We start from the raw sequence: 24,582 nt of genomic DNA on the forward strand, positions 1-24,582 counted from the left end.
TTACCTTTGCCATGCGACAGGAAGCAATCTCTTATGGCCAGCACGACCCTTGGCGTCAAAGTCGATGACGCACTACGCGACCGCCTGAAGGCCGCCGCGCACAAGCTCAATTGCACGCCTCACTGGCTGCACAAGCAGGCGATCCTTGCCTACCTGGACAAGATCGAGCGCGGCCATCTGCCTGCCGAAATGTCGCACCTGGGCATTGATGCGGGCACGGAAGACGATGCCGGCGATAGCCAGTCGGCGCCCACGCCGCCTTTCTACGAGTTCGGCCAGGATGTGCAACCGCAATCCGTGCTGCGCGCCGCGATCACCGCGGCCTATCGCCGCCCCGAGCCGGAATGCGTGCCGCTGCTGCTGGGCCAGGCTCGCATGCCGAACCTGGAAAAGGTCCACGCGATGGCGACCGACCTGGTCAAGAAGCTGCGCGGCAAGCGCACCGGCGGCGGCGTCGAAGGGCTGATCCAGGAATTCTCGCTGTCCAGCCAGGAAGGCGTGGCGCTGATGTGCCTGGCCGAAGCGCTGCTGCGCATTCCCGACCGCGCCACGCGCGACGCGCTGATCCGCGACAAGGTCGCCCGCGGCGACTGGAAGTCCCATATGGGCGGTTCGCAATCGCTGTTCGTCAACGCCGCCACCTGGGGCCTGATGATCACCGGCAAGCTGGTGGCCGTGAGCAGCGAGCAGTCGCTGTCCAAGGCGCTGACCCGCCTGATCGGCAAGGGCGGCGAACCGCTGGTGCGCAAGGGCGTGAACATGGCCATGCGCATGATGGGCGAACAGTTCGTTTCGGGCCAGACCATCTCTGAGGCGCTGGCCAACAACCGCAAGATGGAAGCGCGCGGCTTCCGCTATTCGTACGACATGCTGGGCGAGGCTGCGACCACGGCGGAAGACGCCGACCGCTACTACGCGTCTTACGAGCAGGCCATCCACGCCATCGGCAAGGCTGCGGCCGGCCGCGGCATCTATGAAGGCCCCGGCATCTCGATCAAGCTGTCGGCGCTGCATCCGCGCTATTCGCGCAGCCAGCGCGAACGCGTCATCGCGGAACTGCTGCCGCGCGTGAAGGCGCTGACGGCGCTGGCCCGCAGCTACGATATCGGCTTGAACATCGACGCCGAAGAGGCCGACCGCCTGGAGATCTCGCTGGACTTGCTGGAGGCGCTCTGTTTCGCACCCGAACTCGACGGCTGGAACGGCATCGGCTTTGTCATCCAGGCCTACCAGAAGCGCGCGCCGTTCGTCATCGACTACGTGATCGACCTGGCCCGCCGCAGCCGCCACCGCGTGATGGTGCGGCTGGTGAAGGGCGCATACTGGGACAGCGAAATCAAGCGCGCCCAGGTGGACGGCCTGGAAGGCTACCCCGTCTATACCCGCAAGCTGTACACCGACGTGGCCTACCTGGCCTGCGCCCGCAAGCTGCTGGGCGCGCCCGAAGCCGTGTACCCGCAATTCGCCACGCACAACGCCTACACGCTGGCGGCGATCTATCAGCTGGCCGGTCAGAACTACTATCCCGGCCAATACGAATTCCAGTGCCTGCACGGCATGGGCGAACCGCTGTACGACGAAGTGGTCGGCCCGTTGGCCCAAGGCAAGCTGAACCGCCCGTGCCGCATCTACGCGCCGGTCGGCACGCATGAAACGCTGCTGGCGTACCTGGTGCGCCGACTGCTGGAAAACGGCGCCAATACCTCGTTCGTGAACCTGATCGGCGACGACAGCATTCCGGTCGAAACGCTGGTGGCCGATCCGGTGGACGCCGCCTCGCGTATCGTGCCGCTGGGCGCGCCGCACGAGAAGATCGCATTGCCGCGCGAACTGTACGGCAATCTGCAGCAGGGCGCCCGCGCCAACTCGGCGGGCCTGGATCTTACCAACGAACACCGCCTGGGCTCGCTGTCCGCCGCGTTGCTGGCCAGCGCCGGCACGCCGTGGCGCGCGGGTCCGATGCTGGGCGAGGGGGAGCAGGCTTGGGACGCGGCGCGTGCCATTGAAGTGCGCAACCCCGCCAATCTGCGCGACGTCGTGGGCCATGTGATCGAGGCGCAAGCCGACGAGGCCGACACCGCCTTGCGCGCCGCCGCCAACACGGCGCCCATCTGGCAATCGACGCCGGTGGCGGAGCGGGCGCAGTGCCTGCGCCGTGCCGCGCAATTGCTGGAAGAGCAGATGCAGACCCTGCTGGGCCTGATCGTGCGTGAAGCAGGCAAATCGCTGCCCAACGCCATCGCCGAAGTGCGCGAAGCCGTGGACTTCCTGCGCTACTACGCGGACCAGGCCGAACACGAATTCAGCAACGACACGCACCGCCCCTTGGGCACCGTGCTGTGCATCAGCCCCTGGAACTTCCCGCTGGCCATCTTCACGGGCCAGGTCGCGGCCGCGCTGGCCGCCGGCAACACCGTCGTGGCCAAGCCCGCCGAGCAGACGCCGCTGATCGCCGCGCAAGCGGTCGCCATCCTGCGCGCGGCCGGCGTGCCTGCCGGCGCCGTGCAACTGCTGCCGGGCCGTGGCGAGACCGTGGGCGCCCAGCTGGTGGCCAGCCCCGCCGTGCGGGGCGTGATGTTCACCGGGTCGACCGACGTGGCGCGCATCATCGCGCGCACGCTGGCAGACCGCCTGGACGACGATGGGCACACCATTCCGCTGATCGCGGAGACGGGCGGCCAGAACGCGATGGTGGTGGATTCGTCCGCGCTGTCCGAACAGGTGGTGTTCGACGTGCTGAGCTCGGCCTTCGATTCGGCCGGCCAGCGCTGCTCGGCGCTGCGCGTGCTGTGCGTGCAGGAAGACAACGCCGATCACGTGTTGACGATGCTGCGCGGCGCGATGCGCGAGCTTGCCGTGGGCAACCCGGACCGCCTGTCGGTGGACGTGGGGCCCGTCATCGATACCGAAGCGCGCAACGGCATCCAGCGGCACATCGAGACGATGCGCACGGCCGGCCACCGCGTGGACCAGGTCGAGCTGAACGGCGAGTGCCGCCATGGCACTTTCGTGGCGCCCACCATCATCGAAATCGACCACGTCAGCGAACTGACCCGTGAAGTGTTCGGCCCGGTGCTGCACGTGGTGCGCTACAAGCGCGAGGAACTGGACGCGTTGCTGGATGCCATCAACGGCACCGGCTACGGCCTGACGTTCGGCGTGCATACCCGCATCGACGAAACGATCGCGCACGTGACGGGGCAGGTCCATGCCGGCAACGTCTACGTCAACCGCAACATCGTGGGCGCGGTCGTGGGCGTGCAGCCCTTCGGCGGCGAATGCCTGTCGGGCACCGGCCCCAAAGCCGGTGGCCCGCTGTACATGTACCGCCTGCTGGGCACCCGTCCGGCGGGCTTGCCGCCGGCGCTGGACGCCGCCGCGCCGCTGCCGCAGCGCATGGCGCTGCCCGGCCCTACCGGCGAGACCAACACCTATATGGTCGAGCCGCGCGGCGCCGTGTATTGCGTGGCGGCCACCGAGGCCGGCGCGCGGGCGCAGTGGTCGGTGGCCCGCCTGACGGGCAACCACGCCTGGTTCGCGGACACGCCGGCCGCGCAAGCGCTGCTGGCCACGCTGGATGCCGAACAGCAGGGCCAGGCAGGCATCCTGGCCGACGACGAGGTCGATCAGGCGGATTACCAGGCGGTGCTGTTCGAAGGCGACGGCGATGCGCTGCAGGCGCTCAACCAGCGCATCGCGCAGCGTCCCGGTGCCATCCTGTCGGTGCACGGCCTGACCTCCGACGCCCTGGCGGCGGGGGCCGGCTATGTGCCGGAACGCCTGCTGACCGAGCGCTCCATCAGCGTGAATACGGCCGCGGCAGGGGGCAACGCCAGCCTCATGACCATCGGCTGAAAGTGACCGTGCGGTAACCCTCGAGGGCCGGGGGTTATCGCCGAGTCACTGAGGGTTATCTCCAATATCGGGCAAGGTTGCACTGGAAGCAAAATCCGGTCGCACCTCAAGTCTGGATGTCGCAACCCGGCATCCGGACTTTGCAGAAAATGCATGCGCAGCACCTGGCCACCGCCAGGGCTGCGGTAGTAAAAGAAACCAAAAGCCTGGCTAAAAGCTCAGGTATAACAAGGCAATAAGTCCGACATCCCGGAGGATTCCCCATGAAGTTCCGCACCACTTTGAAGCTTCTCGCCGCCAGCATCGCCGCCGTCGGCATGACGGCCGCCGCGCACGCCGCCGACATCAAGCTGGGCTTTGCCGCGCCGTTGACCGGCCCGCAATCGCACTACGGCGAAGACATGCAGAACGGCCTGAACCTGGCCCTGGAAGAAGCGAACAAGAAGGGCATCAAGGTCGACGGCCAGCCGGCCAAGTTCGTGCTGGTGTCGCGCGACGACCAGGCCGACCCGCGCGTGGGCGTGCAAGTGGCGCAACAGCTGGTCGACCAGGACGTCGTGGGCATCCTTGGCCACTTCAATTCCGGCACGACGATCCCCGCGTCGCGCGTCTACCATGAAGCCGGTCTGCCCCAGATCGCCATGGCGACGTCGCCCGAATACACCAAGCAGGGCTACGAAACCACGTTCCGCATGATGACCAGCGACACCCAGCAGGGCGCTGCCGTCGGCAAGTTCATGGTGCAGAACCTGAAGGCCAAGAAGGTCGCGATCATCGATGACCGCACCGCCTACGGCCAGGGCCTGGCCGACGAAGTCGAGAAGGCCGTGAAGGCCGCCGGCGGCGAAGTGGTCCGCCGCGAATACACGACGGACAAAGCGAACGATTTCACCGCCATCCTGACCAACATCAAGGGATCGGCGCCCGACGCGATCTTCTACGGCGGCCTGGATGCGCAATCCGGCCCGATGAAACGCCAACTGGCCACGCTGGGCCTGAAGGCGCCGCTGGTGTCGGGTGAAATGACCCGCAGCGACACGTTCATCAAGCTGGCCGGCGACGCCGCCGACGGCACCTTCGCGTCGCTTGCCGGCGTGCCGCTGGACAAGATGGCCGCGGGCAAGGACTTCGAGCAGCGCTATCAGGCGCGCTTCAAGAAGGCCCCCGGCGTCTATGCGCCCTACGCCTATGACGGCGCATGGAACATGATCACCGCCATCGAACAGGCCGGTTCGGCCAAGCCCGAGAAGTACCTGCCCGTGCTGGCCAAACTGGACCGCAAGGGCGCTACCAGCGAGCACATCTCCTACGACGCCCGCGGCGATCTGAAGGAAATCTCGGTCACCATCTACGAAGTCAAGAACGGCAAGTGGGAGATGGTTGAAACGATGGTCAGCCAAGCCAACTAAGGCGGGTTGAACAGGGCGGACCCCGGCCGTGCCGGCATCCGCCCGCTTTGTCCGCACGCGCCGCCCGGCGTGTGCGGCGCGCCTCCCGCGCCCGGCCCGTGACGGCTCCGGCCGCGCGGCCCGCGCGACTTTTCCAGGCTTATTTCCGCGGCCCCTATGGATATCTTCATTCAACAACTGATTAACGGCGTCACGCTAGGCAGCGTGTACGCCCTGGTCGCCCTTGGCTACACCATGGTGTACGGCATCATCGGGCTGATCAACTTCGCGCATGGCGACGTCGTCATGATCGGCGCCATGGCGGCCACGACGATCGCCATCTCGCTGGTGGGCGGCGATCCCGGCGTGTCCGCGTTCGTGGTGCTGGGCGTGGGCCTCTTGGTGTCCGTGCCGCTGTGCATGGCGGTGGGCTGGACGGCCGAGCGCGTGGCCTACCGGCCGCTGCGCCGCGCGCCGCGCCTGGCGGCGCTGATCACGGCGATCGGCGTGTCCATCATCCTGCAGAATGTGGCGATGATGGGCTGGGGCCGCAACTACCTGAACTTTCCGCAGGTGCTGTCGCCACATGTGTTCGAATTCGCCGGCGCGCGCATGAGTTCGCTGCAGATCGCCATCGTCGCGATCGCGGCGCTGATCATGGGCGGCCTGCTGGCCGTGGTGCACAAAACCCGCCTGGGCACGGCGATGCGCGCCACCGCGCAGAACCGCGAAGTGGCGGGGCTGATGGGCGTCAACATCAATACCGTCATTTCGGCGGCGTTCCTGATCGGGTCGGCGCTGGCCGCCGTGGCGGGCATGATGGTCGCGACCTATTACGGCGTGTCGCAATACACGATGGGCTTCATGCTGGGCCTGAAGGCCTTCACGGCCGCCGTGCTGGGCGGCATCGGCAACATGGTGGGCGCGATGGCCGGCGGCTTGCTGCTTGGCATCATCGAATCGCTGGGCGCCGGCTATATCGGCGACCTGACCGGCGGATTCCTCGGCAGCCATTACCAGGACGTGTTCGCGTTCTTCGTGCTGGTGCTGGTGCTGATCTTCCGTCCGTCCGGCCTGCTGGGCGAACGTGTGGGGGACCGCGCATGAACGCCGCCTTGAAGACCAGCGGGCTGTCGACCCGCAACCTGATCGGCATCGCGCTGATCGGCATCGTGCTGGCGGTGCTGCCTTTTGTGATCGGCATGGCCGGCCAGAGCTGGGTGCGCATCCTGAACTTCGCCCTGCTGTACGTGATGCTGTCGCTGGGGCTGAACATCGTGGTGGGTTTCGCCGGCCTGCTGGATCTGGGCTACATCGCGTTCTACGCGGTGGGCGCCTACACCTGGGCCTTGCTGGCGTCGCCGCACTTCGGGCTGCATCTGCCGTTCTGGGCGATCCTGCCGATCGCGCTGGCCGTGGCGTGCCTGTTCGGCGTGCTGCTGGGGGCGCCGACACTGAAGCTGCGGGGGGACTATCTGGCGATCGTCACCTTGGGCTTCGGGGAAATCATCCGCATCTTCCTGAACAACCTGAACGCCCCGATCAACATCACCAACGGGCCGCAGGGCATCAACCGCATCGATACGTTCAAGGTGGGCGAGTTCGCGTTCGGCCGGACGGAAAGCCTGTTCGGCATCCGGTTCACCGGGCCGGAGAAGTACTACTACCTGCTGCTGGCGCTGACGCTCATCATCATCGTGGTGTGCGTGCGCCTGCAGAATTCGCGCATCGGCCGCGCCTGGGAAGCCATCCGCGAAGACGAGATCGCCGCCAAGGCGATGGGCATCAACACCCGCAACATCAAGCTGCTGGCGTTCGCGATGGGCGCTTCGTTCGGCGGCGTGGCGGGCGCGCTGTTCGCGTCGATGCAGGGTTTTGTCAGCCCCGAGAGCTTCTCGCTGATGGAATCGATCTCGATCCTGTGCATGGTGGTGCTGGGCGGCATGGGGCATATCCCGGGCGTGATCCTGGGCGCGCTCATCCTGGCGGCGTTGCCGGAATTCCTGCGCGCGGTGGTCGAGCCCTTCCAGCACATGGTGTTCGGCGCCGTGGTGCTGGACCCCGAAGGCATCCGCATGCTGCTGTTCGGCCTGGCGATGGTGTGCGTCATGCTGTTCCGCCCCGCGGGCCTGTGGCCGTCGGCGGTGCGCAAGCGTGAACTGGCCACCAAGGCGCAAGGAGGCGGGGCATGAGCAAACTGCTGCAAGCCCAAGGCCTGGGCAAGCGCTTCGGCGGCCTGCAAGCGCTGTCGGACGTCAGTTTCGACATTGAGCAAGGCGAGATCTATGGCCTGATCGGCCCGAACGGCGCGGGCAAGACCACGCTGTTCAACGTGCTGACCGGCCTGTACATCCCGGAAGAGGGCAACTGCACCTTCAACGGCGCGTCCATGTCGGGCAAGAAGCCGCACGAGGTCGCGTTCGCCGGCCTGGCGCGCACCTTCCAGAACATCCGCCTGTTCGCGAACCTGTCCGCCATCGAGAACGTGATGATCGGCCGCCACTTGCGCACCAAGGCGGGCGTGCTGGGCGCGGTGCTGCGCACGCGCGCCACGCGTGCCGAAGAGGCCGCCATCGAGGCGCGGGCGCAAGCGCTGCTGGACTACGTGGGCATCGGCCATCGCGCCAACGACGTCGCGCGGTCGTTGCCTTATGGCGACCAGCGCCGGCTTGAGATCGCGCGCGCCCTGGCGACGGATCCCAAGCTGCTGGCGCTGGACGAACCCGCGGCCGGCATGAACGCATCGGAAACCGTGGTGCTTCGCAAGCTGGTCGAGAAGATCCGCGACGACGGCGTCACGGTGCTGCTGATCGAACACGACATGAAGCTGGTCATGGGGTTGTGCGACCGCGTGCTGGTGCTGGAGTACGGCAAAGTGCTGGCAATGGGCAAGCCTGCCCAGGTGCAACGCGACCCCAAGGTCATCGAAGCGTACCTGGGCGCCGGCGCGGCCCAGGATCCGCTGATTCACAAGGAGAGCCCGGCAACATGACGGCATCCCAACCCTTATTGGAACTGCGTGGCCTGCAGGTCGCCTACGGCGGCATCCGCGCGGTGCGCGGGATCGACCTGCGCGTGGACGAAGGCGAACTCGTGTGCCTGATCGGCGCCAACGGCGCGGGCAAGAGCACGACGCTGCGCGCGATCTGCGGCCTGGTGCCGCTGGCGGGGGGCGAAGTGGTTTATGGCGGGCATTCGATCGGCGGCCAGAAGTCGCATGAACTGGTCCGCAAGGGCCTGGTCATGGTGCCCGAGGGCCGCGGCATCTTCGGCCAGTTGACCATCGAGGAAAACCTGGCGATGGGCGCTTACATCCGTCGCGATGCGGCGCAGATCCGCCAGGACACCGACCGAGTCTTCACCTTGTTCCCCCGCCTGGCCGAACGCCGCAAGCAAGCGGCGGGCACCTTGTCAGGAGGCGAACAACAGATGGTGGCGATGGGCCGCGCGATGATCGCGCGCCCCAAGCTGCTACTGCTGGACGAGCCGTCGATGGGCCTTGCGCCCTTGATGGTCGAGAAGGTCTTCGAGGTGGTCCGCACCATCGCCAGCGAAGGCGTGACGATCCTGCTGATCGAGCAGAACGCGCGCCTGGCGCTGGAAAACAGCCACCGCGGCTATGTGATGGAGTCGGGTGAGATCATCCTGTCCGGGCCCGCCGGCGACATGCTGCACGATCCCAAAGTGCGCGCGGCCTATCTGGGCGAGTCCGAGTAGGGCTTCGAGCTTGCGGATGGCCAGGTTCTTTAGCCGCCGAGGCTGCCCTGCGCCATTCCGATGCTCGCCCCGGTGGGGCTGCGCTTCGGATGGCTCCGGGGTCCTCGGCTGACGGCGGCCTCATGCGTGGGTTTTGGATGTTCTAAGCCGGTGCGCGTTCACGGTCCACGGCCATGACCACGCCGGCCTCGATCAGTGCGTCGATTTCCTGCTGGCCGTAGCCGAACTCGCCCAGGATCGCGATGCTGTCCTCGCCCAGCCTGGGCGCCGCGCGGTGGTATTGCGCAGGCGTGGCCGACAGCTTCACTGGCATGCCGACGGTGCGCACCTTGCCGGCTACCGGGTGATCCTGTTCTACGACCATGCCGCGAGCCAGCGTCTGCGGATGCGACAGCGCCTGCGCGACCGAATGCACCGGGCCGGCGGGCACGCCGGCCTCGTCGAAAACGTCCAGCCATTCCTGCGCGCTGCGCGTCTCCAGGATGGCCGACATCTCCGCCACCAGTTCGTCGCGGTTATTCATGCGGTCGCGGTTGCGCGCGAAGCGCGGATCGTCGGCCCATTCGGGCTTGCCCAGCGCTTGCGCGATGCGCTGCCAGTTCTTCTCGTTCGCGCCGCCGATGATGATCCAGTCGGTGCCCGTGGGAAACGCCTGGTACGGCGCGCTCAGTACATGCGCCGAGCCGGTGGGGCCGGGCGACACGCCGCTGCCGAAGTAGATCGCGGCGTGCCAGTACAGCTGCTGCAGGCTGGCTTCCAGCAGCGAAGTCTCGACGATCTGGCCCTCGCCGGTGCGCTGCTTGTGCTGGTAGGCCGCCAGCACGCCGAATGCCGCCAGCAAGCCCGCATTGATGTCGGCCACGGAGTTTCCCGTGCGCAGCGGCGGGCCGCCGGGTTCGCCGGTTATGGCCATCAAACCCGAGAAGCCTTGCGCCACCAGGTCGAACCCCCCTTTATCGGCGTACGGGCCGGTCGTGCCGTATCCGGAGACGGCGCAATAGATCAGGCCCGGGTTCTCCTGGCGCAGCGTGTCGTAGCCCAGGCCCAGTTTTTCCATCGTGCCTTTGCGGAAGTTCTCGGTCACGACATCGGCGTCCCGGATCATGCGCAGCAGGACCTTCTTGCCTTCGGGATGCTTCAAGTCCAGCGCGATGGCGCGCTTGTTGCGGTTGAGCATCAGGTAAGGGGCCGAGATCCCGTTGATTTGCGGGTCGCGGTATTGGCGGGAATCGTCGCCGCCGTCGATCTTCTCGACCTTGATCACATCGGCGCCAAGATCGGCCAGCATCATGCCGCAGGTCGGGCCGGCCATGATCTGCGACAGCTCGATCACGCGCATGCCGGCCAGCGCGCCGGCGGGCACATCAGCGTTGGCGGAAAGCGGGCGGCCGGGGCCGCGAATATCGTCATGCATGCCTGCTCCTTGATCTTCGTTCAGCGGCCGCTGAATTGCGGTTTGGCCTTGGCCAGGAAAGCGCGGTAGCCGGCGCGGAAGTCCTCGGTGTCGAAGCAGTCGAACGCTTCGTCGCGGTCGGCGTCAGTCAATGCCTTGCCTTGCACGAGGTTGCGCACGAACTTCTTGTGCCAGCGCGCGACTAGCGGCGCCCCGTCGGCAATGCGGCGCGCGGCGGCCTGCGCTTCTCCGGCCACCTCGCTGTCCGGCACCACGCGCGTGACCACGCCCAGCCGCAGGGCTTCGGCGGCGTCGAAGATCGTGCCTTCCAGCAGCACTTGCAGCGCCGTTGTCGGCCCGACAAGACGCACCAGCGGCGCCAATTCCGAATACGACATCACCAGCCCCAGGTTCTTGATCGGGACGCCGAACCGCGAGCTTTCGCCGCAGATGCGCAGGTCGGCCAGGCTGGCGATTTCCAGGCCGCCGCCCACGCAGATGCCGTGTATCTGCGCCACCACCGGATGGCGGCAACCGCCGATGGCCTCGATGGTGCGGCGCATGACGGCGCCATATTCCACCGCCTGCCGCTTGTTGCTGCGCGCGGTTTCGAATTCGCTGATGTCGTTGCCGGGCGAGAATGCCTTTTCGCCCGCACCCCGCAACAGCACGCAGCGCACGCCGTCGTCGCGGTCCAGTTCCAGGAAGACGTCGCCCAGCAGGCGCCAGCCGTCGATCGTGAACGCATTGAGCTTTTCCGGGCGGTTCAGCACCACGGTCGCGATGTCGCCATCGCGTTGCAGCAGGACGGGCGAGGAGTCGGGAGTAGAGGTAGCGCTCATGGTTTTCCTTTCGTCAGGCGCGGGGGCGGACCCCCGCTGGGGATCATTGTTTCGTCAGGCCGAGGCTGGCGGTGAGCTTGCCGTACTTGGTCCATTCGTCCTGCACATAGGCCGCGAATGCCGCAGGGGTTTGCGGCCCGCCGCCCAGGTCCATGCCCTGGTCGGCCAGCTTGGCGGCGATCTCGGGGTCGGCCAATGTCTGGGCCAGCGCCCGGTCCAGCTTGTCCATGATCGGGCGGGGCAGCTTGGCGGGGGCCAGCACGGCGTACCACTGCACGATGTCCAGGCCCTTGATGCCGGATTCGGCCAAGGTGGGCACGTCCGGCAGGCGCTTGCTGCGTTCGGCGCTGGTCACCGCCAGCGGGCGCAGCTTGCCGGCCTGGATCTGATTGATCGCGCCGGGCAGGGTGTCGAAGTTCATGTCCACGCTGCCGCCCAGCAGGTCGGTCATGGCCTGGCCGCTGCCCTTGTAGGGCACGTGCTCCATCGACACGCCGGCGATCTGCGAAAAGCGAGCGGCGCTCAGATGCTGCGGGCTGCCCATGCCGGATGAGGCATACAGCAGCTGCTTGGGCTTGGCGCGGGCGTCGTCCACCAGGTTCTGGACGGTGGCGTAGCGGTGCTTGGCCGGGTTCACGACCAGCACGTTGGGCACCGAACCGATGTATCGCACCGCCGTGAAATCCCGGATGGGGTCGATGCTGGATTGCACGACATAGGGCGCGGCGACGGTCGACTGCATGTTGGCCAGCAACAGCGTGTAGCCGTCGGGCTCGGCTTTCGCCACATAGTCGGCGGCGATCAGGCCGGACGCGCCCGGCTTGTTTTCGACCACGATCTGCTGGCCCAGCAACGTGGACAGGCGCGTGGAAACGATGCGGGCCGATACGTCGGTGCCGCCACCCGGCACAAAACCGACGACCAGGCGGATGGGGCGTTCCGGCCACTTCGCCGGATCCTGCGCCACGGCGGATCCGGCGGCGGTCAGGCCGGCGGCTGCCGCCAGCGCGCCCGTCCAGGCGCGAACATGCTTGTTCATATGGAGTCTCCTTGGTGGATGAGGCCTGCCCGGGTGTTGCTTGATTTATGATGGGGTCAGGTTGGTATGCCTTTGGTGTCTGGTATACCAGATACAAAAATAATCGATGTTGTGAGCGTGAACAACCCATGGCTAACCCTGAAAGCCTGATTCCGGACGCGTCCGTCCCGGATCTGGCCATCCACCATCCCACCTTGCCGGCGGTCGTGGCCGAGCGGCTGCGGCAATTGATCATCGACGGCACGCTGAAGCCGGGCACCTGGCTCAACGAGCGGGACCTGTGCGACCAGTTGAAGATTTCACGCACGCCGCTGCGCGAGGCCTATCGGATGCTGGCCTCGGACGGGCTGGTGGCGTTGCAGCCCAAGCGCGGCGCGATGGTGATCGAGTTGTCGGCGGACGACATCGAGAACATCTTCGATGTGCTGTCGGTGCTGGAGGGGTTGGCGGTGCGCAGCGCCGCCGAGCGCGCGTCGGACGCGGAGCTCGCCCAGATCGCGGGCCTGCATGCGCAGATGCTTGAGAACTACGAGAAGCGTGATATCCGCGCGTATTTCGCGGCCAGCATGGGCACGCATATCGCGATCAACCGCGCCGCGCACAATCCGGCGCTGACGCAGTCCTATGACCGCCTGAACCTGCAGGTACAGGCGTTGCGCTACAAATCCAACTTCGACCTGGACGAATGGACGACCGCGGTCTCGGACCACGAGGCGTTCGTGCAGGCCTTGATGGCGCGCGACGGCAAGCGCGCCGAAACGCTGATCCGCAAGCACGTGGGCGGCAAGAAGGCCTACAACCTTCGAGGCCGCCCGGGCGCCGCGGTCAAATCCTGACCGGGGCCGGCCCCGATCAGGCCGGCTGCGCGGTCAGTTGCTTCTTGCCGATCCGCAGCGCGATCACGGCGGCGACGAGCCCCGTGGCGCCGGAGATCACGAAAGCCATCATGTAGCTGCCCTGCGCCTCGCGGATGGCGCCGGCCATCCAGGCGGCGGTGGCCGCGCCCAGCTGATGGCCCGCGACGATCCACCCGAACACGATGGCCGCATCGCGCTCGCCGAAGGCTTCCGTCGTCAGGCGCAGGGTGGGCGGCACGGTGGCGATCCAGTCCAGGCCGAAGAAGATCGCGAAGATCGACAGGCTGTAGAACGAGAAGTCGGAATAGGGCAGATAGATCAGCGACAGGCCGCGCAGCGCGTAGTAGACGAACAGCAGCTTGCGCGGGTCGTAGCGGTCGGTCAGCCAGCCCGAGGCCGTGGTGCCAACCAGGTCGAAGATGCCCATGATCGCCAGCAGGCCGGCCGCCTGGACTTCCAGCATGCCGTGGTCGCCGCAAAGCGCGATCAGGTGCGTGCCGACCAGACCGTTGGTGGTGAAGCCGCAGATGAAGAACGTGGCGAACAGGAACCAGAACGTGCGCGTCCTGGCGGCGCGGGCCAAGGCGCCGAAGGTGGCGGCCACCATGCCGGTGCGCGGCGCGGCGGGGGCGGGCGGCGCACTCGGGTCGCTGCCGAACGGCACCAGGCCGACGCTGGACGGGCGGTCGGGCACCAGCCACCAGGCCAGCGGCACCAGCGCCGCGGCGGCGGCCGCCACGGTCCAGACCACGCGGGTCCAGTCGCCGGACGAAGCCAGCGTGGCCAGCACGGGCAGAAACACCAGCGTGCCGCTGGCGGTGCTGGCGGTCAACAGGCCCATGACCAGGCCGCGGTGCTTGCTGAACCAGCGGTTGACGATGGTGGCGCCCAGCACCGAGGCCACCGCGCCCGAGCTGATGCCCGAGAACACGCCCCAGGTCATGAGCAGGTGCCAGGGCTCGGTCATGTAGGCGCTGACGGCGCTGGAGGCGGACATCAAGAGCAGGGCGCTGATCAGAATGCGGCGCAAACCGAAGCGCTCCATCGCCGCGGCGGCAAAGGGGCCGATCAGTCCATATAGGAAGATGCCGACGGCGGCGGCGAACGAGATCGAACTGCGGCTCCAGCCGAAGGCTTCTTCCAGCGGCACCAGCAGGACGCTGGGCGACGAGCGCAGCCCGGCCGACACCAGCAACGACAGGAATATCACCGCAACGACGACAAAAGCGTACTTCTGGCCGGCACGCCGGAACGGAATAGGGGGCTGGGCTATACTCATGTTGCTGACCGGTACGTATTAAGATTTGCGAATAGTACGTACCGGTCAGTAACATCGTCAAGCACTATTTGATGGAGACCCGAATGGCCAGCAAACCCACCGTCCCGTCCGCCACCCCGGACACGCCGGCAAGCAAACCCCTGCTGGCGGCAGACCGTATCCGCAAGACCGCGCGCGAGATGTTCTACCGCGACGGCATCCGCGCGGTCGGGGTCGACGCCATCGTGACCCAGGCCGGCGTGACCAAGCCCAGCCTGTACCGCAGTTTTTCGTCCAAGGACGAGCTGGCGGCCACCTATCTGCGCGACTACGACGCGGAGTTCTGGGCGCGTTTCGACGGCGCTTGCGCCGCCCATCCCGGCGATCCGCGGGCGCAACTGCTGGATTACCTGTCGGGTTTGAGCCAGCGCGCCGTGCAGAGCGGCTACCGGGGCTGCGGCCTGACCAACGCGGCAGTCGAGTACCCCGAAGCCGGGCATCCCGCCCGAGCGGTCGCCGTCGAACACAAGCTGACGCTGCGTGTCCGGTTGAACGAGATGGCGGCGGGCATGGGCGCGACCGACCCCGAGGCGCTGGCCGATGGATTGCTGCTATTGATCGAGGGCGCCTTCGTGTCCAGCCAGCTGTTTGGCAAGGGCGGCCCGGCGGGACGGGTCGCCGAGATGGCCGATAAGCTCATCCAGGCCCACTTGCCTGACTGAAAGGCGTATTGCACTGCACAAAAGCAGTGCTTAATGTGGTGCCGCATGCACCGTAATGGTGGTGTTTGTCCCCATTGCGCAACGAACAAAAAAATGGTTGAAATTTCCGTTGCAACGCAGCAAACGCGGATCTAACATGAATTCGTGTTGTTCCACATCGCGCTTTCTCAAGGAGAGAATCATGAGCGATACCGCGTTGAAAAATGCCCGTATGTCGGATGCGCTGGAGCGGTCCTTGATCCGCGAGGCCGTCAAAGCGGAAACCCTGTCCGGCCCCTTCGCGCGCGCCGCCTGGCTGCGCCTGAAGGTTCGTCTGGCCTCCTGGGGCGGCGCCGTCGGCGAAGTCCTGCACGACATGGACGCGGGCCGGCAGCAGCACCCGGTCATCTCCGCCCGCCACTGAGCGCAAGCGGTCGGCCAGAAAAAACGCCAGCAGACGCTGGCGTTTTTTTATGGGCCGCGGGCGGCCCCCCACGTGGCAAGGCGTGGCTGCCTAGACCGCCATGTCGACCAGCAGGTAGCCGTCCAGGACCACGATGCCGACTGTCGCGCTGATGGCCGCCCAGGCCCAGGCGCCGCGCAGCGCATACGGCCCCATCACGCCCTTGCGGCAGGCCAGCATCACCAGCGGACCCAGCGCGAAGGGCAGCGCCAGGCTCAGGATGACCTGGCTCAACACCAGCAGTTCGTCGGGGTCTTTGCCGCCCGTGAAGACCAGCAGGCCCACGGCGGCGGCGCCTGCGACCAGACGGGTCGCCAGCGCGCGGCGGCGGTCCGACCAGTTGCTGCGAATCTGGAAGCCCCGGGACAGGATCCGGCCGGCCAGCACGCCCGTGATGGTGGAGCTTTGGCCGGCGGCGTAGAGCGCCACGGCGAAGACGATGGCGGCGCCGACGCCCAGCGTCTGGCCGATCACGGCGTGGGCGTCATCCAGGCTGGACACGATCAGCCCGGAGCCGGACAGCGACGCCGCCGCCACGATCATGATGGCCGAATTGATCAGCATGGCCACGCCCAGCGACACGATCGTGTCGTTGCGGGCCAGGCGCATCGCCATGTCGAGCGCGGTCGGCGGCAGCGCCTTCGCGCGCTCAGCCAGCGAGCCGGAGTGCAGATACAGGTTGTGCGGCATCAGGGTCGCGCCCAGGATGCCCAAGGCGATCAGGAAGCCCTGCGGATCGCGCAACGCATGGCCCGTTTGCGTCACGCCATGCGCGACTTCCGTCCAGGCCGGGTTCGCCTTGAAGAGCAGGAAGACGAACGATGCCGCCACGACCGCCAGCAACAGGGCGATGACGCGTTCATGGCGGTCGGCATTGCCGCGGGTAAGCGCCAGCACGGCGAAGGTGCCGACGCCGGTCACCGCCACGCCGGCGATCAGGGGCAGGCCGAATAGCAGGCGCAGCGCGATCGCGCCGCCGATCAGTTCGGCCAGCGCGGTCGCCAGGATGGCGGCTTCGCCGGCTAGCCAGGCGGCCTTGGACCAGGCGGGAGACAGGTGGCGGGCCGTCAGCGTCGCCAGGTCTTGGCCCGTGGCCAGGGCCAGGCGCGATACGAGGATCTGGAACCCCAGCGCCAGGAAGGCCGACGTGATGACGACCATCAACAGCCCGTAGCCGAAGCCGCTGCCGCCGGCGATGTCGGTGGCCCAGTTGCCCGGATCGATGTAGCCCACGGCCACCAGGATGCCCGAACCGACCATGCGCCGCAGATTCGCCGAAAGCTGGGCGTCGTGCGCAAGGGCGGCTTTGCCGCCTGATATCGCGTAGATGAATCGGGTCATGCGACACTCCTGAGAATGGTTCTCATTTTCTAGAAGTGCAGGCCGCCCGTCAAATTGATTTTGGGCAAGCCCGGGATAGGGGCGACCAATGGCGCGCCGCGCCGGCGCGCCATCAGGGGCAGGGGACGATCAGGACTTGAGCTTGGCTTCCATCGTGATCTTGGCCTTCAGCACCTTCGACACCGGGCAGCCGGTTTCGGCCTTGCGGGCCGCTTCCTCGAAGGCTTGCGCGGTGGCGCCGGGAATGACGGCCTCGACGGTCAGGTGGACGGCAGTGATGGAGAAGCCGTCGTCCACTTTGTCCAGCGTGACTTCGGCCTTGGTGTCCAGGCTGGTGGCGACCATGCCGGATTCGGACAGGATGTTGGACAGGGCCATGGTGAAGCAGCCGGCATGGGCGGCGCCCAGCAGTTCTTCGGGGTTGGTGCCCGGGGTGTCGCCGAAGCGCGTATTGAAGCCGTAAGGCTGGCTCTTGAGCGCGCCGCTTTGCGTGGAGATCGTGCCCTTGCCAGTCTTCAGATCGCCCGACCAGGCGGCGGATGCGGTTTTCTTCATGGTGACTCCTGTTGAGGGGGGCGCGCCCGTCGCGGGCGCGTCCGGTGCAGGGATGCGATCCGCCGCTGCGGGCGGTGCATGTTGCCGGAGGCGGCATCGTCGATGATACGGCGAGCGCGGGGGGCGGGCGCGGAATCCACCGGTGCGCAACGGCAAGCCGATGTAACGGCAGGCCGAAGCGCTTGATGCCCATCAGGCAAAATAGCGGCATCCGTTTCATTCAAACCCAAGAGCCGCTGTCATGTCCCGCCATTTCCTACGCTACGCCTGCGCCGCCGCGCTGGTCTTTCCAGTTCTGTCCGCCCACGCCGAAATCGTGATCGGCGTGGACGTGTCCACCACGGGTCCCGCCGCCGCCATCGGCATCCAGACCAACAACGCGATCCGCCTGTGGCCGAACACGCTGGGCGGCGAACCGGCGCGCTACGTGGTCCTGGACGACGGCACCGATGTCAGCCGCGCGGTGAAAAACATGCGCAAGCTGACCTCGGAAGACAAGGTCGATGCCATCGTCGGCCCCAACACCACGGCCGCCGCGTTGGCCGGGCTGGACGTGCTGGCCGAAACCGGGACGCCGATGATCGCGCTGGCGGCCTCCAGCGTCATCGTGGAACCCTTGTCGGATCCCAAGCGCGCCTGGGCCTTCAAGATGCCGCAGAACGATTCGCTGATGGCGACCATCCTGGTCGAAGACATGAAGAAGAAGGGCCTGAAGAATGTGGCCTTCATCGGCTTCGCGGATTCGTATGGCGACAGCTGGTGGAAGGAATTCAAGGCCGCCGCGGGCGACGACCTGAAGATCGTGGCCGAGGAGCGCTTCCAGCGCACCGACGCGTCGGTGGTCGGGCAGGCGCTGAAGGTCATCGCAGCCAAGCCGGACGCCGTGCTGATCGCGGGTGCGGGCACGCCGTCCGCCTTGCCGCAGAAGACGCTGCTGGAACGTGGCTATACGGGCGCGATCTATCAGACGCACGGCATCGGCACGCTGGAATTTCTGCAGGTCGGCGGCAAGGACGTCGAGGGCACCCTGTTCCCGACCGGCCCGGGCGTGGTGGCGCGTGAGCTGCCGGACAGCAACCCGGTCAAAAAGGTGGCGGTGGCGTTCGCGGACAAGTACGAAGGCCAGTACGGCGCCAACACGCTGACGCAGTTCGCGGGCGACGCCTACGGCGCCTGGATGCTGCTGGATTCGGCGGTGTCCCGCGCACTGAAGACGGGCGCCAAGCCCGGCACGCCGGAATTCCGCGCGGCCTTGCGTGACGCCCTGGAAACGACGCGCGACCTGGTCGTGCCCAACGGCGTGCTGAACATCTCGAAGGACAATCATCAGGGTTTCGACGAGCGGGCGCGCGTGATGGGCATCGTCAAGAACGGCCGGTTCGCGTACGCGGAATAGGCGCTGATAGAAATTTCTACGTTTCGTAGCATTTACTGACGCCCCATAGGGCATCAGTCCCTAAAAGCAGGCTTAGGCCTGCTTTTTCATGCCCATATCATTCTTATAGAAATCATTTAATAGCGTATTATTTTTAGTGAAGCCATGCACCTAGAAATAGATTTGGGAGAAAAATTACATGACCTTGTTCCGATCCAGACGCTTGCTGTTGGCCTTAAGCCTGGGCGTGTTGGCCGCGTGTTCCGACTCGGGCGCCGATAAGGCCGCCCCGGTGGCAGGCGGCGCGCCGGCGGGCGCCACGAATACGCTGGAAGCGGCCAAGGCCGCCGGCAAGATTCGTGTCGGCTATGCCAACGAGGCGCCGTTCGCCTACATGGACAGCAAGGAAGCCAAGGTCACGGGCGAATCGGTCGAGATCGCCCGCGTGGTGCTCAAGCGCATGGGCATCAACGAGGTGGAAGGCGTGCTGACCGAGTTCGGCTCGTTGATTCCCGGGCTGGCCGCCAAGCGGTTCGACATCATCGCCGCCGGCATGTATGTGACGCCGGAACGTTGCCAGCAAGTGGCATTCTCCGACCCGACCTATGGGGTGGGGCAGGCCTTCCTGGTCAAACAGGGCAATCCCAAGAACCTGCACAGCTATGAAGACGTGGTGAAGAACCCTGACGTCAAGCTGGGCGTGGTGGTGGGGGCGATCGAGGGCGAGTACGCCGAGAAAGTGAAGATTCCGGCGGGCCAGATCGTGGTGTTTCCCGACGCCGTCAGCGCCCTGTCCGGGGTGCAGGCCGGGCGGGCCGACGCCTATGCCGCCACCGGATTGACCGTCAATGACCTGATGGGCAAGACGCAGGCTGGCAGCGGTTTGGAGAAGGCCGAGCCGTTCACGGATCCGGTGATCGACGGCAAGGGCGTGCGCGGCTACGGAGCCTATGCGTTCCGCACTGATGACAAGGCCTTCGCCGATGCTTTCAACGCGGAACTGGCCAAGTACATTGGCACCGACGAGCACAAGAAACGAGTGGCGCCGTTCGGCTTCACCGACCAGGAGCTGCCCCAGGGCATGACCGCCGCGAAGCTTTGCGCCGGGCAGTAAGGGGCGCCGATGCAACTCGTTTCGGAGCACATCGCGGAGCTGGTGCCGCCCCTGCTTGAGGGGCTGGCCGTCACGCTTCAAATCATGGCGGGCGCCGTGGTGCTGGCGGTGCCGCTGGCCCTGGTCTCGGGCATCGGGCGCCTGTCGCCCATGCGGCCGTTGCGCTGGCTGGCGTCGATCTATGTCGAGGTCTTCCGCGGCACGTCGGCGCTGGTGCAGTTGTTCTGGTTCTATTTCGTGCTGCCGCTGTTCGGCGTCCAGCTGCCCGCCATGCTGGTGGGGATCGTGGTGCTGGCATTGAACGCCGGCGCGTACGGGGCCGAAGTGGTGCGTGGGGCCATCCGCGCCGTGCCGCCCGGCCAGCGCGAGGCCGGCGTCGCGCTGAACCTGACCCGCGCGCAGATCCTGCGCCGCATCGTCGTGCCGCAGGCGGTGCCCGCCATGCTGCCGCCGGCCGGCAACCTGCTGATCGAATTGATGAAGAACACGGCGCTGGTGTCGTTGATCACCATCACCGACCTGACGTTCCGCGGCCAGCTGCTGCGCAGCGAAACGCTGCGCACCACCGAGATCTTCGGCTTGATGCTGCTGCTGTACTTCGCGGTGGCCTTGCTGATCACGGCGGGCGTGCGCCTGCTTGAGCGGAGGGTCCGCGTCCGATGACACCGGTATTCGATTGGTCTTTCGCGCTGGAAATCCTGCCCACCTTGGGCTCCGCGCTGGTCATCACCATCCAGGCGACGGTGCTGGGCATGTTGGTGGCGGTCACGCTGGGCCTCGCGCTGGCGATGCTGCGGCGTTCGCGGCTGCGCATCGTGTCGCTGCCCACGGCGTTCGTGATCGAGTTCGTGCGCAGCACGCCGCTGCTGGTGCAGATGTATTTCCTGTTCTACGTGCTGCCGTTGACGGGGGTGCGGATGTCGCCGCTTACGACCGGCATCGTGGCGCTTGGCCTGCACTATGCCACGTATTGCGCCGAGGTCTACCGCGCCGGCATCGAGGCGGTTCCGCGCGGGCAGTGGGAAGCCGCGACCGCCCTGAACATGTCGCGCTGGCGCACGGCGATAGGCGTCGTGCTGCCGCAGGCGATCCCGCCCGTGGTGCCGGCGCTGGGCAATTACCTGGTGGCGATGTTCAAGGACACGCCGCTGCTGTCGGCCATCACCGTGGTGGAACTGTTGCAGCAAAGCAAGATGATCGGGTCCGCGACGTTCCGGTACACCGAACCCCTGACGCTGGTGGGCCTGCTGTTCCTGGCCTTGAGCCTGTTGGCGGCATGGGGCGTGCGCGGCCTGGAGGCCCGCCTGCAACGATATGGAGGAAAGCGATGAGCGCCAGCTTGAACATCAAGAACCTGCACAAGCGTTACGGAGAGCTGGAGGTGCTGCGCGGCATCAACCTGGATATTCCGGCCGGCCAGACGGTGGCGGTGATCGGCCCGTCGGGGTCGGGAAAATCCACCTTGCTGCGCGTGCTGATGACGTTGGACCAGCCCACCAGCGGCGACATCGAAGTCGATGGCCAATCGATGTGGAAGGACGAGCACGGCCGCCCCGTGGGGGCCAATTCCGAGCACCTGCGCCGCGTGCGCGGCAAGATCGGCATGGTGTTCCAGCACTTCAACCTGTTCCCGCACATGACGGCGCTGGGCAACGCGATGGAAGCGCCAGTGCATGTGATGGGCCTGCCCAAGGACCAGGCGCGCGAACGCGCCGTGGAATATCTGGACATGGTGGGCCTGGGCGACAAGCTGGACGTCTACCCCGCGCAGCTGTCCGGCGGGCAGAAGCAGCGCGTGGGGATCGCCCGCGCGCTGGCCATGTGCCCCGAGATCATGCTGTTCGACGAGGTCACCTCCGCGCTGGATCCGGAACTGGTGGGCGGCATCCTGCAGATTCTGCGGGACCTGTCTGCCCGGCGCAGCATGACGATGATCATCGTGACCCACCAGATGAAGTTCGCCGAACGCAGCTCGGACCGCACGCTGTTCTTCGATGAAGGCAATATCGTCGAAGACGCCGAATCCACCGTGCTGTTCAGCCAGCCGAAAGAGGCGCGCACGCGCCAGTTCCTGGACAGCGTGATCGAAGGCCAATAGCGGTGGCGTTTAACCCTGACGGGGGCGTTGGGATTGGGAGGGCCGTCGTCGGCCGGCGCTATGCTGTGGCGTCCAACGGCCCGGAGGCCCCAGCATGAGTCACCTGTTCAGTCCCACGGCGGTCGGCAACGTTCCGCTTGCCAACCGCATCGTCATCGCGCCCATGTGCGAATACTCGGCCGAAGACGGCTGTGCCACCGACTGGCACATGATCCATCTGGGGCACCTTGCCTTGTCGGGCGCCGCGCTGCTGTTCACGGAAGCCACCGCCGTCGAGCCCGATGGCCGCATCTCCCCGGGGGACCTGGGCCTCTGGTCGGACGAGACGGAAGCTGCCTTGGGCCGCGTGGTGGCCGCGGTGCGCCGTTATTCCCCCATCAAGCTGGGCATCCAGCTGGGCCACGCGGGACGCAAGGCGTCCAGCGATGCGCCCTGGAACGGCGGCCAGCTGGTGCCGCCCGCCGATGGCGGCTGGCAGGGCTGGGCGCCGTCGGCGATTGCCCACAATGCGTCAGAACCGCCGCCCCACGCGCTTGACGAGGCGGGCCTGGCGCGCGTGCGCGACGCCTTCGCGGACAGTGCCCGCCGCGCCATCCGCCTGGGTTTCGACGCGATTGAACTGCATGCCGCGCACGGTTATCTGCTGCACCAGTTCCTGTCGCCCTTGTCGAACCAGCGTCAGGACGCCTACGGCGGTTCGCTGGAGAACCGCATGCGGTTTCCGCTGGAAGTCTTCCAGGCGCTGCGCGAGGTCACGCCGTCCGGCGTGGCGCTGGGCGTGCGCGTGTCGGCCACCGATTGGGTGGAAGGCGGCTGGGACCTGGAGCAGACCTTGGCGTTCGCCGAAGCGCTGAAGGTGCGCGGTTGCGAGTTCATCGACGTCTCCAGCGGCGGCGTGTCGTCGCGACAGAAGATTCCGGTGGGGCCGAACTATCAGGTGCCGTTCGCGGACGCCATCAAGCGCAAGGTCGGCATGCCCACGATCACGGTCGGGCTGATCACCGAAGCGAAGCAGGCCGAAGCGATCCTGGCGCAAGGGCAGGCCGACATGGTCGCGCTGGCGCGCGGCATGTTGTACGACCCGCGCTGGCCGTGGCATGCGGCGGCTGAATTGGGCGGGCAGGTGTCGGCGCCGCACCAATACTGGCGCTCGCAGCCACGTGAATTGAAGGAACTGTTCGGCGAGACGCGCTTCGGCCAGCGTTGACCGGCGGCACGCAGCCAAGAAAAACGCCGCCTGGGGTCAGTTCAGACCCAGGCGGCGTTTTGCGTTTCGGCAAGAGCGCGGATTACAGGCGGGAATAGGCCTGTTCCAGCTCGCGGTTCAGCGCATCGGCGAAATCCGCGCTGGCCGGGTCCAGCTGCGACAGCAGGCGCGCCAGCACGACGTTGTCTTCTTCGCCGTTCCAGATCTTGATGTAGGTGCCTTCCTTGTAGCCATGCTGCTGGCGGAAGATGTTCAGCACGTTCTTCGACACGTACTGCGTGTAGGCGTCGTTCCAGCTCATTTCGCACGCCGTCATGGTCTGTTCCAGCACCTTGTAGCTGGCGCGGCCGCAGACGGCCAGGCCGCCGATGAGTTCCAGCAGTTCCGGCACGGGCAGGGCGTTCAGCGCATAGTCCTTGCCGTCCAGCACGACCGTGGGCGGCGTGGCCAGGTCGGCCACCAGCGCTTGGGCCGCGCCATCCAGCTGGCCGCGGGCCTCTACGATCGTGTGGGACAGGTAGAAGTGCAGGATGTCGACCAGTTCCATCTGCACCTGGGGCAGGTCGATGGTCTGCTTCTTCCACCACTTCCAGCCGTAGTGCTCCAGGGCTTCAGCGGACTCGACGAAGGCGGCGCGCAGGAAGCGGGCTCCGCCGTTGACCCAGTCGGGATTGATCATGCTGTTCAAGTGGTCCTGCAACTTCAGCATCGTGGCCGCTTGGGCCTGGTTCAATCCGACAACGTTATTCACTTTCACTCCGGGTTCTATAGGGGCGGTTCAATTGCGGCGGAAATGTTAGCACTTAGCCGCTCGGCCGACGGGCCATCGGGGTCAGCCGCCGTCCTTGCGGTAGGACGATTTCAGCGGCGGCAGCTTGTCCAGCAAGCCCTTGCCCGGTTTGCGCGCGGCGCCGGCCGCCTTGATCAGCATGAACGCGAAGAATCCCAGGAAGACGGCGGGCACCAGTTCGTCCAGATCGAATTGCGGGTTGCGGAACGCGCGGAATCCGATATTGACAGCTGCCCACCCGGCCAGGATGCCGCCGATCGTCAGCACGGCGCCGATCTTGCGCTGACGCGCCCGCCGGGCCATCGAGACCGCGCCTTCGTCGTTCTGGTCGGGCGCCGTCGAGCCGGGAGATCCCGCGTCGCGCCGGGACTGCAAGGGCGGCGGCGCCGCCTTGCCCCAAGGGGCGGTGGACAGGGAGTCGGAACTGGGCGGCGGCACGGGCACGGCGACCGGGGCGGTGGCCTGCCGGGCGGCATCGCGCTTGTCGGGGACGCGGCCGGGCGTAGTGCCGCCGGCATTCGTCAGATTTTCGATATAGCGCGCGAAATCGCCGTTTTTCGGCTCCGGATCTATCGCCATGACTCTCTCT

23 protein-coding genes are annotated in these 24,582 nt (G+C 66.5%); 15 read left to right on the top strand and 8 right to left on the bottom strand.

Translation table 11 applies throughout. From position 1 onward, the window contains the following. The first annotated feature begins 33 nt into the window (after window positions 1-33). From putA to A9973_RS16745, 6 genes are all read left to right on the top strand, one after another. On the top strand, window positions 34-3,855 hold the full coding sequence (gene putA / locus A9973_RS16720) for a trifunctional transcriptional regulator/proline dehydrogenase/L-glutamate gamma-semialdehyde dehydrogenase (protein ID WP_183014843.1): 3,822 nt from the start codon (window positions 34-36) through the stop codon (window positions 3,853-3,855). Window positions 3,856-4,118: 263 nt separating this feature from the next. Continuing rightward, window positions 4,119-5,264 (top strand): branched-chain amino acid ABC transporter substrate-binding protein, encoded by a 1,146-nt coding sequence (locus A9973_RS16725; protein ID WP_183014844.1) that lies wholly within the window; start codon window positions 4,119-4,121, stop codon window positions 5,262-5,264. Between the two features lie 234 nt (window positions 5,265-5,498). Further along, on the top strand, window positions 5,499-6,350 hold the full coding sequence (locus A9973_RS16730) for a branched-chain amino acid ABC transporter permease (protein ID WP_370539500.1): 852 nt from the start codon (window positions 5,499-5,501) through the stop codon (window positions 6,348-6,350). Next, entirely contained in the window at window positions 6,347-7,435 is a 1,089-nt protein-coding gene (locus A9973_RS16735) for an ABC transporter ATP-binding protein (RefSeq protein WP_183014846.1), read from the top strand. Before A9973_RS16730 ends, A9973_RS16735 begins: the two co-directional genes overlap by 4 nt. Continuing rightward, on the top strand, window positions 7,432-8,235 hold the full coding sequence (locus tag A9973_RS16740) for an ABC transporter ATP-binding protein (protein ID WP_183014847.1): 804 nt from the start codon (window positions 7,432-7,434) through the stop codon (window positions 8,233-8,235). Before A9973_RS16735 ends, A9973_RS16740 begins: the two co-directional genes overlap by 4 nt. Further along, a complete protein-coding gene (locus A9973_RS16745) occupies window positions 8,232-8,960 on the top strand; it encodes an ABC transporter ATP-binding protein (protein WP_183014848.1) in 729 nt (242 codons plus the stop codon). The genes A9973_RS16740 and A9973_RS16745 overlap by 4 nt, the downstream gene beginning before the upstream one ends. A 142-nt stretch (window positions 8,961-9,102) precedes the next feature. Here the strand turns inward: A9973_RS16745 and A9973_RS16750 are convergent, their stop codons facing one another. From A9973_RS16750 to A9973_RS16760, 3 genes are read right to left on the bottom strand one after another with little or no spacing between them, the layout of a single operon-like run. Continuing rightward, entirely contained in the window at window positions 9,103-10,374 is a 1,272-nt protein-coding gene (locus A9973_RS16750) for a CaiB/BaiF CoA-transferase family protein (RefSeq protein ID WP_183014849.1), read from the bottom strand. A 20-nt stretch (window positions 10,375-10,394) separates the two neighbouring features. Then, window positions 10,395-11,195: an enoyl-CoA hydratase/isomerase family protein gene (locus A9973_RS16755; protein ID WP_183014850.1), complete on the bottom strand. Its 801-nt coding sequence runs from the start codon at window positions 11,193-11,195 to the stop codon at window positions 10,395-10,397. 43 nt (window positions 11,196-11,238) lie between these two features. Then, the gene (locus tag A9973_RS16760; RefSeq protein ID WP_183014851.1) at window positions 11,239-12,234 is read right to left on the bottom strand and encodes a tripartite tricarboxylate transporter substrate binding protein; all 996 of its coding nucleotides are present in this window, start codon (window positions 12,232-12,234) and stop codon (window positions 11,239-11,241) included. Window positions 12,235-12,362: 128 nt separating this feature from the next. On the opposite strand from A9973_RS16760, the gene A9973_RS16765 reads away from it, so the two are divergent. Continuing rightward, entirely contained in the window at window positions 12,363-13,070 is a 708-nt protein-coding gene (locus A9973_RS16765) for a GntR family transcriptional regulator (RefSeq protein WP_183014852.1), read from the top strand. Window positions 13,071-13,086: 16 nt separating this feature from the next. Here A9973_RS16765 and A9973_RS16770 read toward each other — a convergent pair whose 3' ends face one another. Next, a complete protein-coding gene (locus A9973_RS16770; RefSeq protein WP_183014853.1) occupies window positions 13,087-14,370 on the bottom strand; it encodes an MFS transporter in 1,284 nt (427 codons plus the stop codon). An 83-nt stretch (window positions 14,371-14,453) separates the two neighbouring features. Here A9973_RS16770 and A9973_RS16775 point away from each other — a divergent pair, with 83 nt between their 5' ends. Next, window positions 14,454-15,071, top strand: a complete 618-nt coding sequence (locus A9973_RS16775; protein ID WP_183014854.1) for a TetR/AcrR family transcriptional regulator — start codon at window positions 14,454-14,456, stop codon at window positions 15,069-15,071. Window positions 15,072-15,252: 181 nt separating this feature from the next. Further along, window positions 15,253-15,474 (top strand): XRE family transcriptional regulator, encoded by a 222-nt coding sequence (locus A9973_RS16780; protein WP_183014855.1) that lies wholly within the window; start codon window positions 15,253-15,255, stop codon window positions 15,472-15,474. Window positions 15,475-15,564: 90 nt separating this feature from the next. Here A9973_RS16780 and A9973_RS16785 read toward each other — a convergent pair whose 3' ends face one another. Together A9973_RS16785 and A9973_RS16790 are read right to left on the bottom strand one after the other, a co-directional pair. Further along, window positions 15,565-16,854, bottom strand: coding sequence for an Nramp family divalent metal transporter (locus A9973_RS16785; RefSeq protein WP_183014856.1), 1,290 nt, complete (start codon window positions 16,852-16,854; stop codon window positions 15,565-15,567). 129 nt (window positions 16,855-16,983) lie between these two features. Then, a complete protein-coding gene (locus A9973_RS16790) occupies window positions 16,984-17,409 on the bottom strand; it encodes an OsmC family protein (protein WP_183014857.1) in 426 nt (141 codons plus the stop codon). A 241-nt stretch (window positions 17,410-17,650) separates the two neighbouring features. On the opposite strand from A9973_RS16790, the gene A9973_RS16795 reads away from it, so the two are divergent. The 6 genes from A9973_RS16795 (at window position 17,651) to A9973_RS16820 (ending at window position 23,203) form a co-directional block, all read left to right on the top strand. Next, the gene (locus tag A9973_RS16795) at window positions 17,651-18,805 is read left to right on the top strand and encodes an ABC transporter substrate-binding protein (RefSeq protein ID WP_183014858.1); all 1,155 of its coding nucleotides are present in this window, start codon (window positions 17,651-17,653) and stop codon (window positions 18,803-18,805) included. 178 nt (window positions 18,806-18,983) lie between these two features. Next, entirely contained in the window at window positions 18,984-19,898 is a 915-nt protein-coding gene (gene ehuB, locus A9973_RS16800) for an ectoine/hydroxyectoine ABC transporter substrate-binding protein EhuB (RefSeq protein WP_183014859.1), read from the top strand. Window positions 19,899-19,907: 9 nt separating this feature from the next. Beyond that, window positions 19,908-20,561, top strand: coding sequence for an ectoine/hydroxyectoine ABC transporter permease subunit EhuC (ehuC, locus tag A9973_RS16805; RefSeq protein WP_183014860.1), 654 nt, complete (start codon window positions 19,908-19,910; stop codon window positions 20,559-20,561). Continuing rightward, window positions 20,558-21,229: an ectoine/hydroxyectoine ABC transporter permease subunit EhuD gene (gene ehuD, locus A9973_RS16810; RefSeq protein WP_183014861.1), complete on the top strand. Its 672-nt coding sequence runs from the start codon at window positions 20,558-20,560 to the stop codon at window positions 21,227-21,229. Before ehuC ends, ehuD begins: the two co-directional genes overlap by 4 nt. Further along, entirely contained in the window at window positions 21,226-21,996 is a 771-nt protein-coding gene (ehuA, locus tag A9973_RS16815; RefSeq protein WP_183014862.1) for an ectoine/hydroxyectoine ABC transporter ATP-binding protein EhuA, read from the top strand. Before ehuD ends, ehuA begins: the two co-directional genes overlap by 4 nt. Before the next feature lie 94 nt (window positions 21,997-22,090). Next, window positions 22,091-23,203 (top strand): NADH:flavin oxidoreductase/NADH oxidase, encoded by a 1,113-nt coding sequence (locus A9973_RS16820; protein ID WP_183014863.1) that lies wholly within the window; start codon window positions 22,091-22,093, stop codon window positions 23,201-23,203. Window positions 23,204-23,285: 82 nt separating this feature from the next. On the opposite strand, the gene A9973_RS16825 is transcribed toward A9973_RS16820, so the two are convergent. After that, a complete protein-coding gene (locus A9973_RS16825; RefSeq protein ID WP_183014884.1) occupies window positions 23,286-23,936 on the bottom strand; it encodes a dUTP diphosphatase in 651 nt (216 codons plus the stop codon). Between the two features lie 99 nt (window positions 23,937-24,035). Further along, the gene (locus tag A9973_RS16830; RefSeq protein WP_183014864.1) at window positions 24,036-24,572 is read right to left on the bottom strand and encodes a hypothetical protein; all 537 of its coding nucleotides are present in this window, start codon (window positions 24,570-24,572) and stop codon (window positions 24,036-24,038) included. Window positions 24,573-24,582 lie beyond the last annotated feature (10 nt).

The sequence above is a fragment of the Achromobacter sp. UMC46 genome (assembly GCF_014170335.1).
Taxonomy (GTDB): domain Bacteria; phylum Pseudomonadota; class Gammaproteobacteria; order Burkholderiales; family Burkholderiaceae_B; genus Achromobacter.

Bases quoted from the DNA above. Each gene is read 5' to 3' on its own strand.
- A9973_RS16785 (WP_183014856.1), bottom strand. From the start codon at position 16,854: ATGACCCGATTCATCTACGCGATATCAGGCGGCAAAGCCGCCCTTGCG.
- ehuA (WP_183014862.1), top strand. From the start codon at position 21,226: ATGAGCGCCAGCTTGAACATCAAGAACCTGCACAAGCGTTACGGAGAG.
- A9973_RS16795 (WP_183014858.1), top strand. From the start codon at position 17,651: ATGTCCCGCCATTTCCTACGCTACGCCTGCGCCGCCGCGCTGGTCTTT.
- A9973_RS16765 (WP_183014852.1), top strand. From the start codon at position 12,363: ATGGCTAACCCTGAAAGCCTGATTCCGGACGCGTCCGTCCCGGATCTG.
- A9973_RS16745 (WP_183014848.1), top strand. From the start codon at position 8,232: ATGACGGCATCCCAACCCTTATTGGAACTGCGTGGCCTGCAGGTCGCC.
- A9973_RS16780 (WP_183014855.1), top strand. From the start codon at position 15,253: ATGAGCGATACCGCGTTGAAAAATGCCCGTATGTCGGATGCGCTGGAG.
- A9973_RS16760 (WP_183014851.1), bottom strand. From the start codon at position 12,234: ATGAACAAGCATGTTCGCGCCTGGACGGGCGCGCTGGCGGCAGCCGCC.
- ehuC (WP_183014860.1), top strand. From the start codon at position 19,908: ATGCAACTCGTTTCGGAGCACATCGCGGAGCTGGTGCCGCCCCTGCTT.
- A9973_RS16735 (WP_183014846.1), top strand. From the start codon at position 6,347: ATGAACGCCGCCTTGAAGACCAGCGGGCTGTCGACCCGCAACCTGATC.
- A9973_RS16775 (WP_183014854.1), top strand. From the start codon at position 14,454: ATGGCCAGCAAACCCACCGTCCCGTCCGCCACCCCGGACACGCCGGCA.
- A9973_RS16790 (WP_183014857.1), bottom strand. From the start codon at position 17,409: ATGAAGAAAACCGCATCCGCCGCCTGGTCGGGCGATCTGAAGACTGGC.
- ehuD (WP_183014861.1), top strand. From the start codon at position 20,558: ATGACACCGGTATTCGATTGGTCTTTCGCGCTGGAAATCCTGCCCACC.
- putA (WP_183014843.1), top strand. From the start codon at position 34: ATGGCCAGCACGACCCTTGGCGTCAAAGTCGATGACGCACTACGCGAC.
- A9973_RS16740 (WP_183014847.1), top strand. From the start codon at position 7,432: ATGAGCAAACTGCTGCAAGCCCAAGGCCTGGGCAAGCGCTTCGGCGGC.
- A9973_RS16755 (WP_183014850.1), bottom strand. From the start codon at position 11,195: ATGAGCGCTACCTCTACTCCCGACTCCTCGCCCGTCCTGCTGCAACGC.
- A9973_RS16770 (WP_183014853.1), bottom strand. From the start codon at position 14,370: ATGAGTATAGCCCAGCCCCCTATTCCGTTCCGGCGTGCCGGCCAGAAG.
- A9973_RS16725 (WP_183014844.1), top strand. From the start codon at position 4,119: ATGAAGTTCCGCACCACTTTGAAGCTTCTCGCCGCCAGCATCGCCGCC.
- ehuB (WP_183014859.1), top strand. From the start codon at position 18,984: ATGACCTTGTTCCGATCCAGACGCTTGCTGTTGGCCTTAAGCCTGGGC.
- A9973_RS16820 (WP_183014863.1), top strand. From the start codon at position 22,091: ATGAGTCACCTGTTCAGTCCCACGGCGGTCGGCAACGTTCCGCTTGCC.
- A9973_RS16830 (WP_183014864.1), bottom strand. From the start codon at position 24,572: ATGGCGATAGATCCGGAGCCGAAAAACGGCGATTTCGCGCGCTATATC.
- A9973_RS16750 (WP_183014849.1), bottom strand. From the start codon at position 10,374: ATGCATGACGATATTCGCGGCCCCGGCCGCCCGCTTTCCGCCAACGCT.
- A9973_RS16730 (WP_370539500.1), top strand. From the start codon at position 5,499: ATGGTGTACGGCATCATCGGGCTGATCAACTTCGCGCATGGCGACGTC.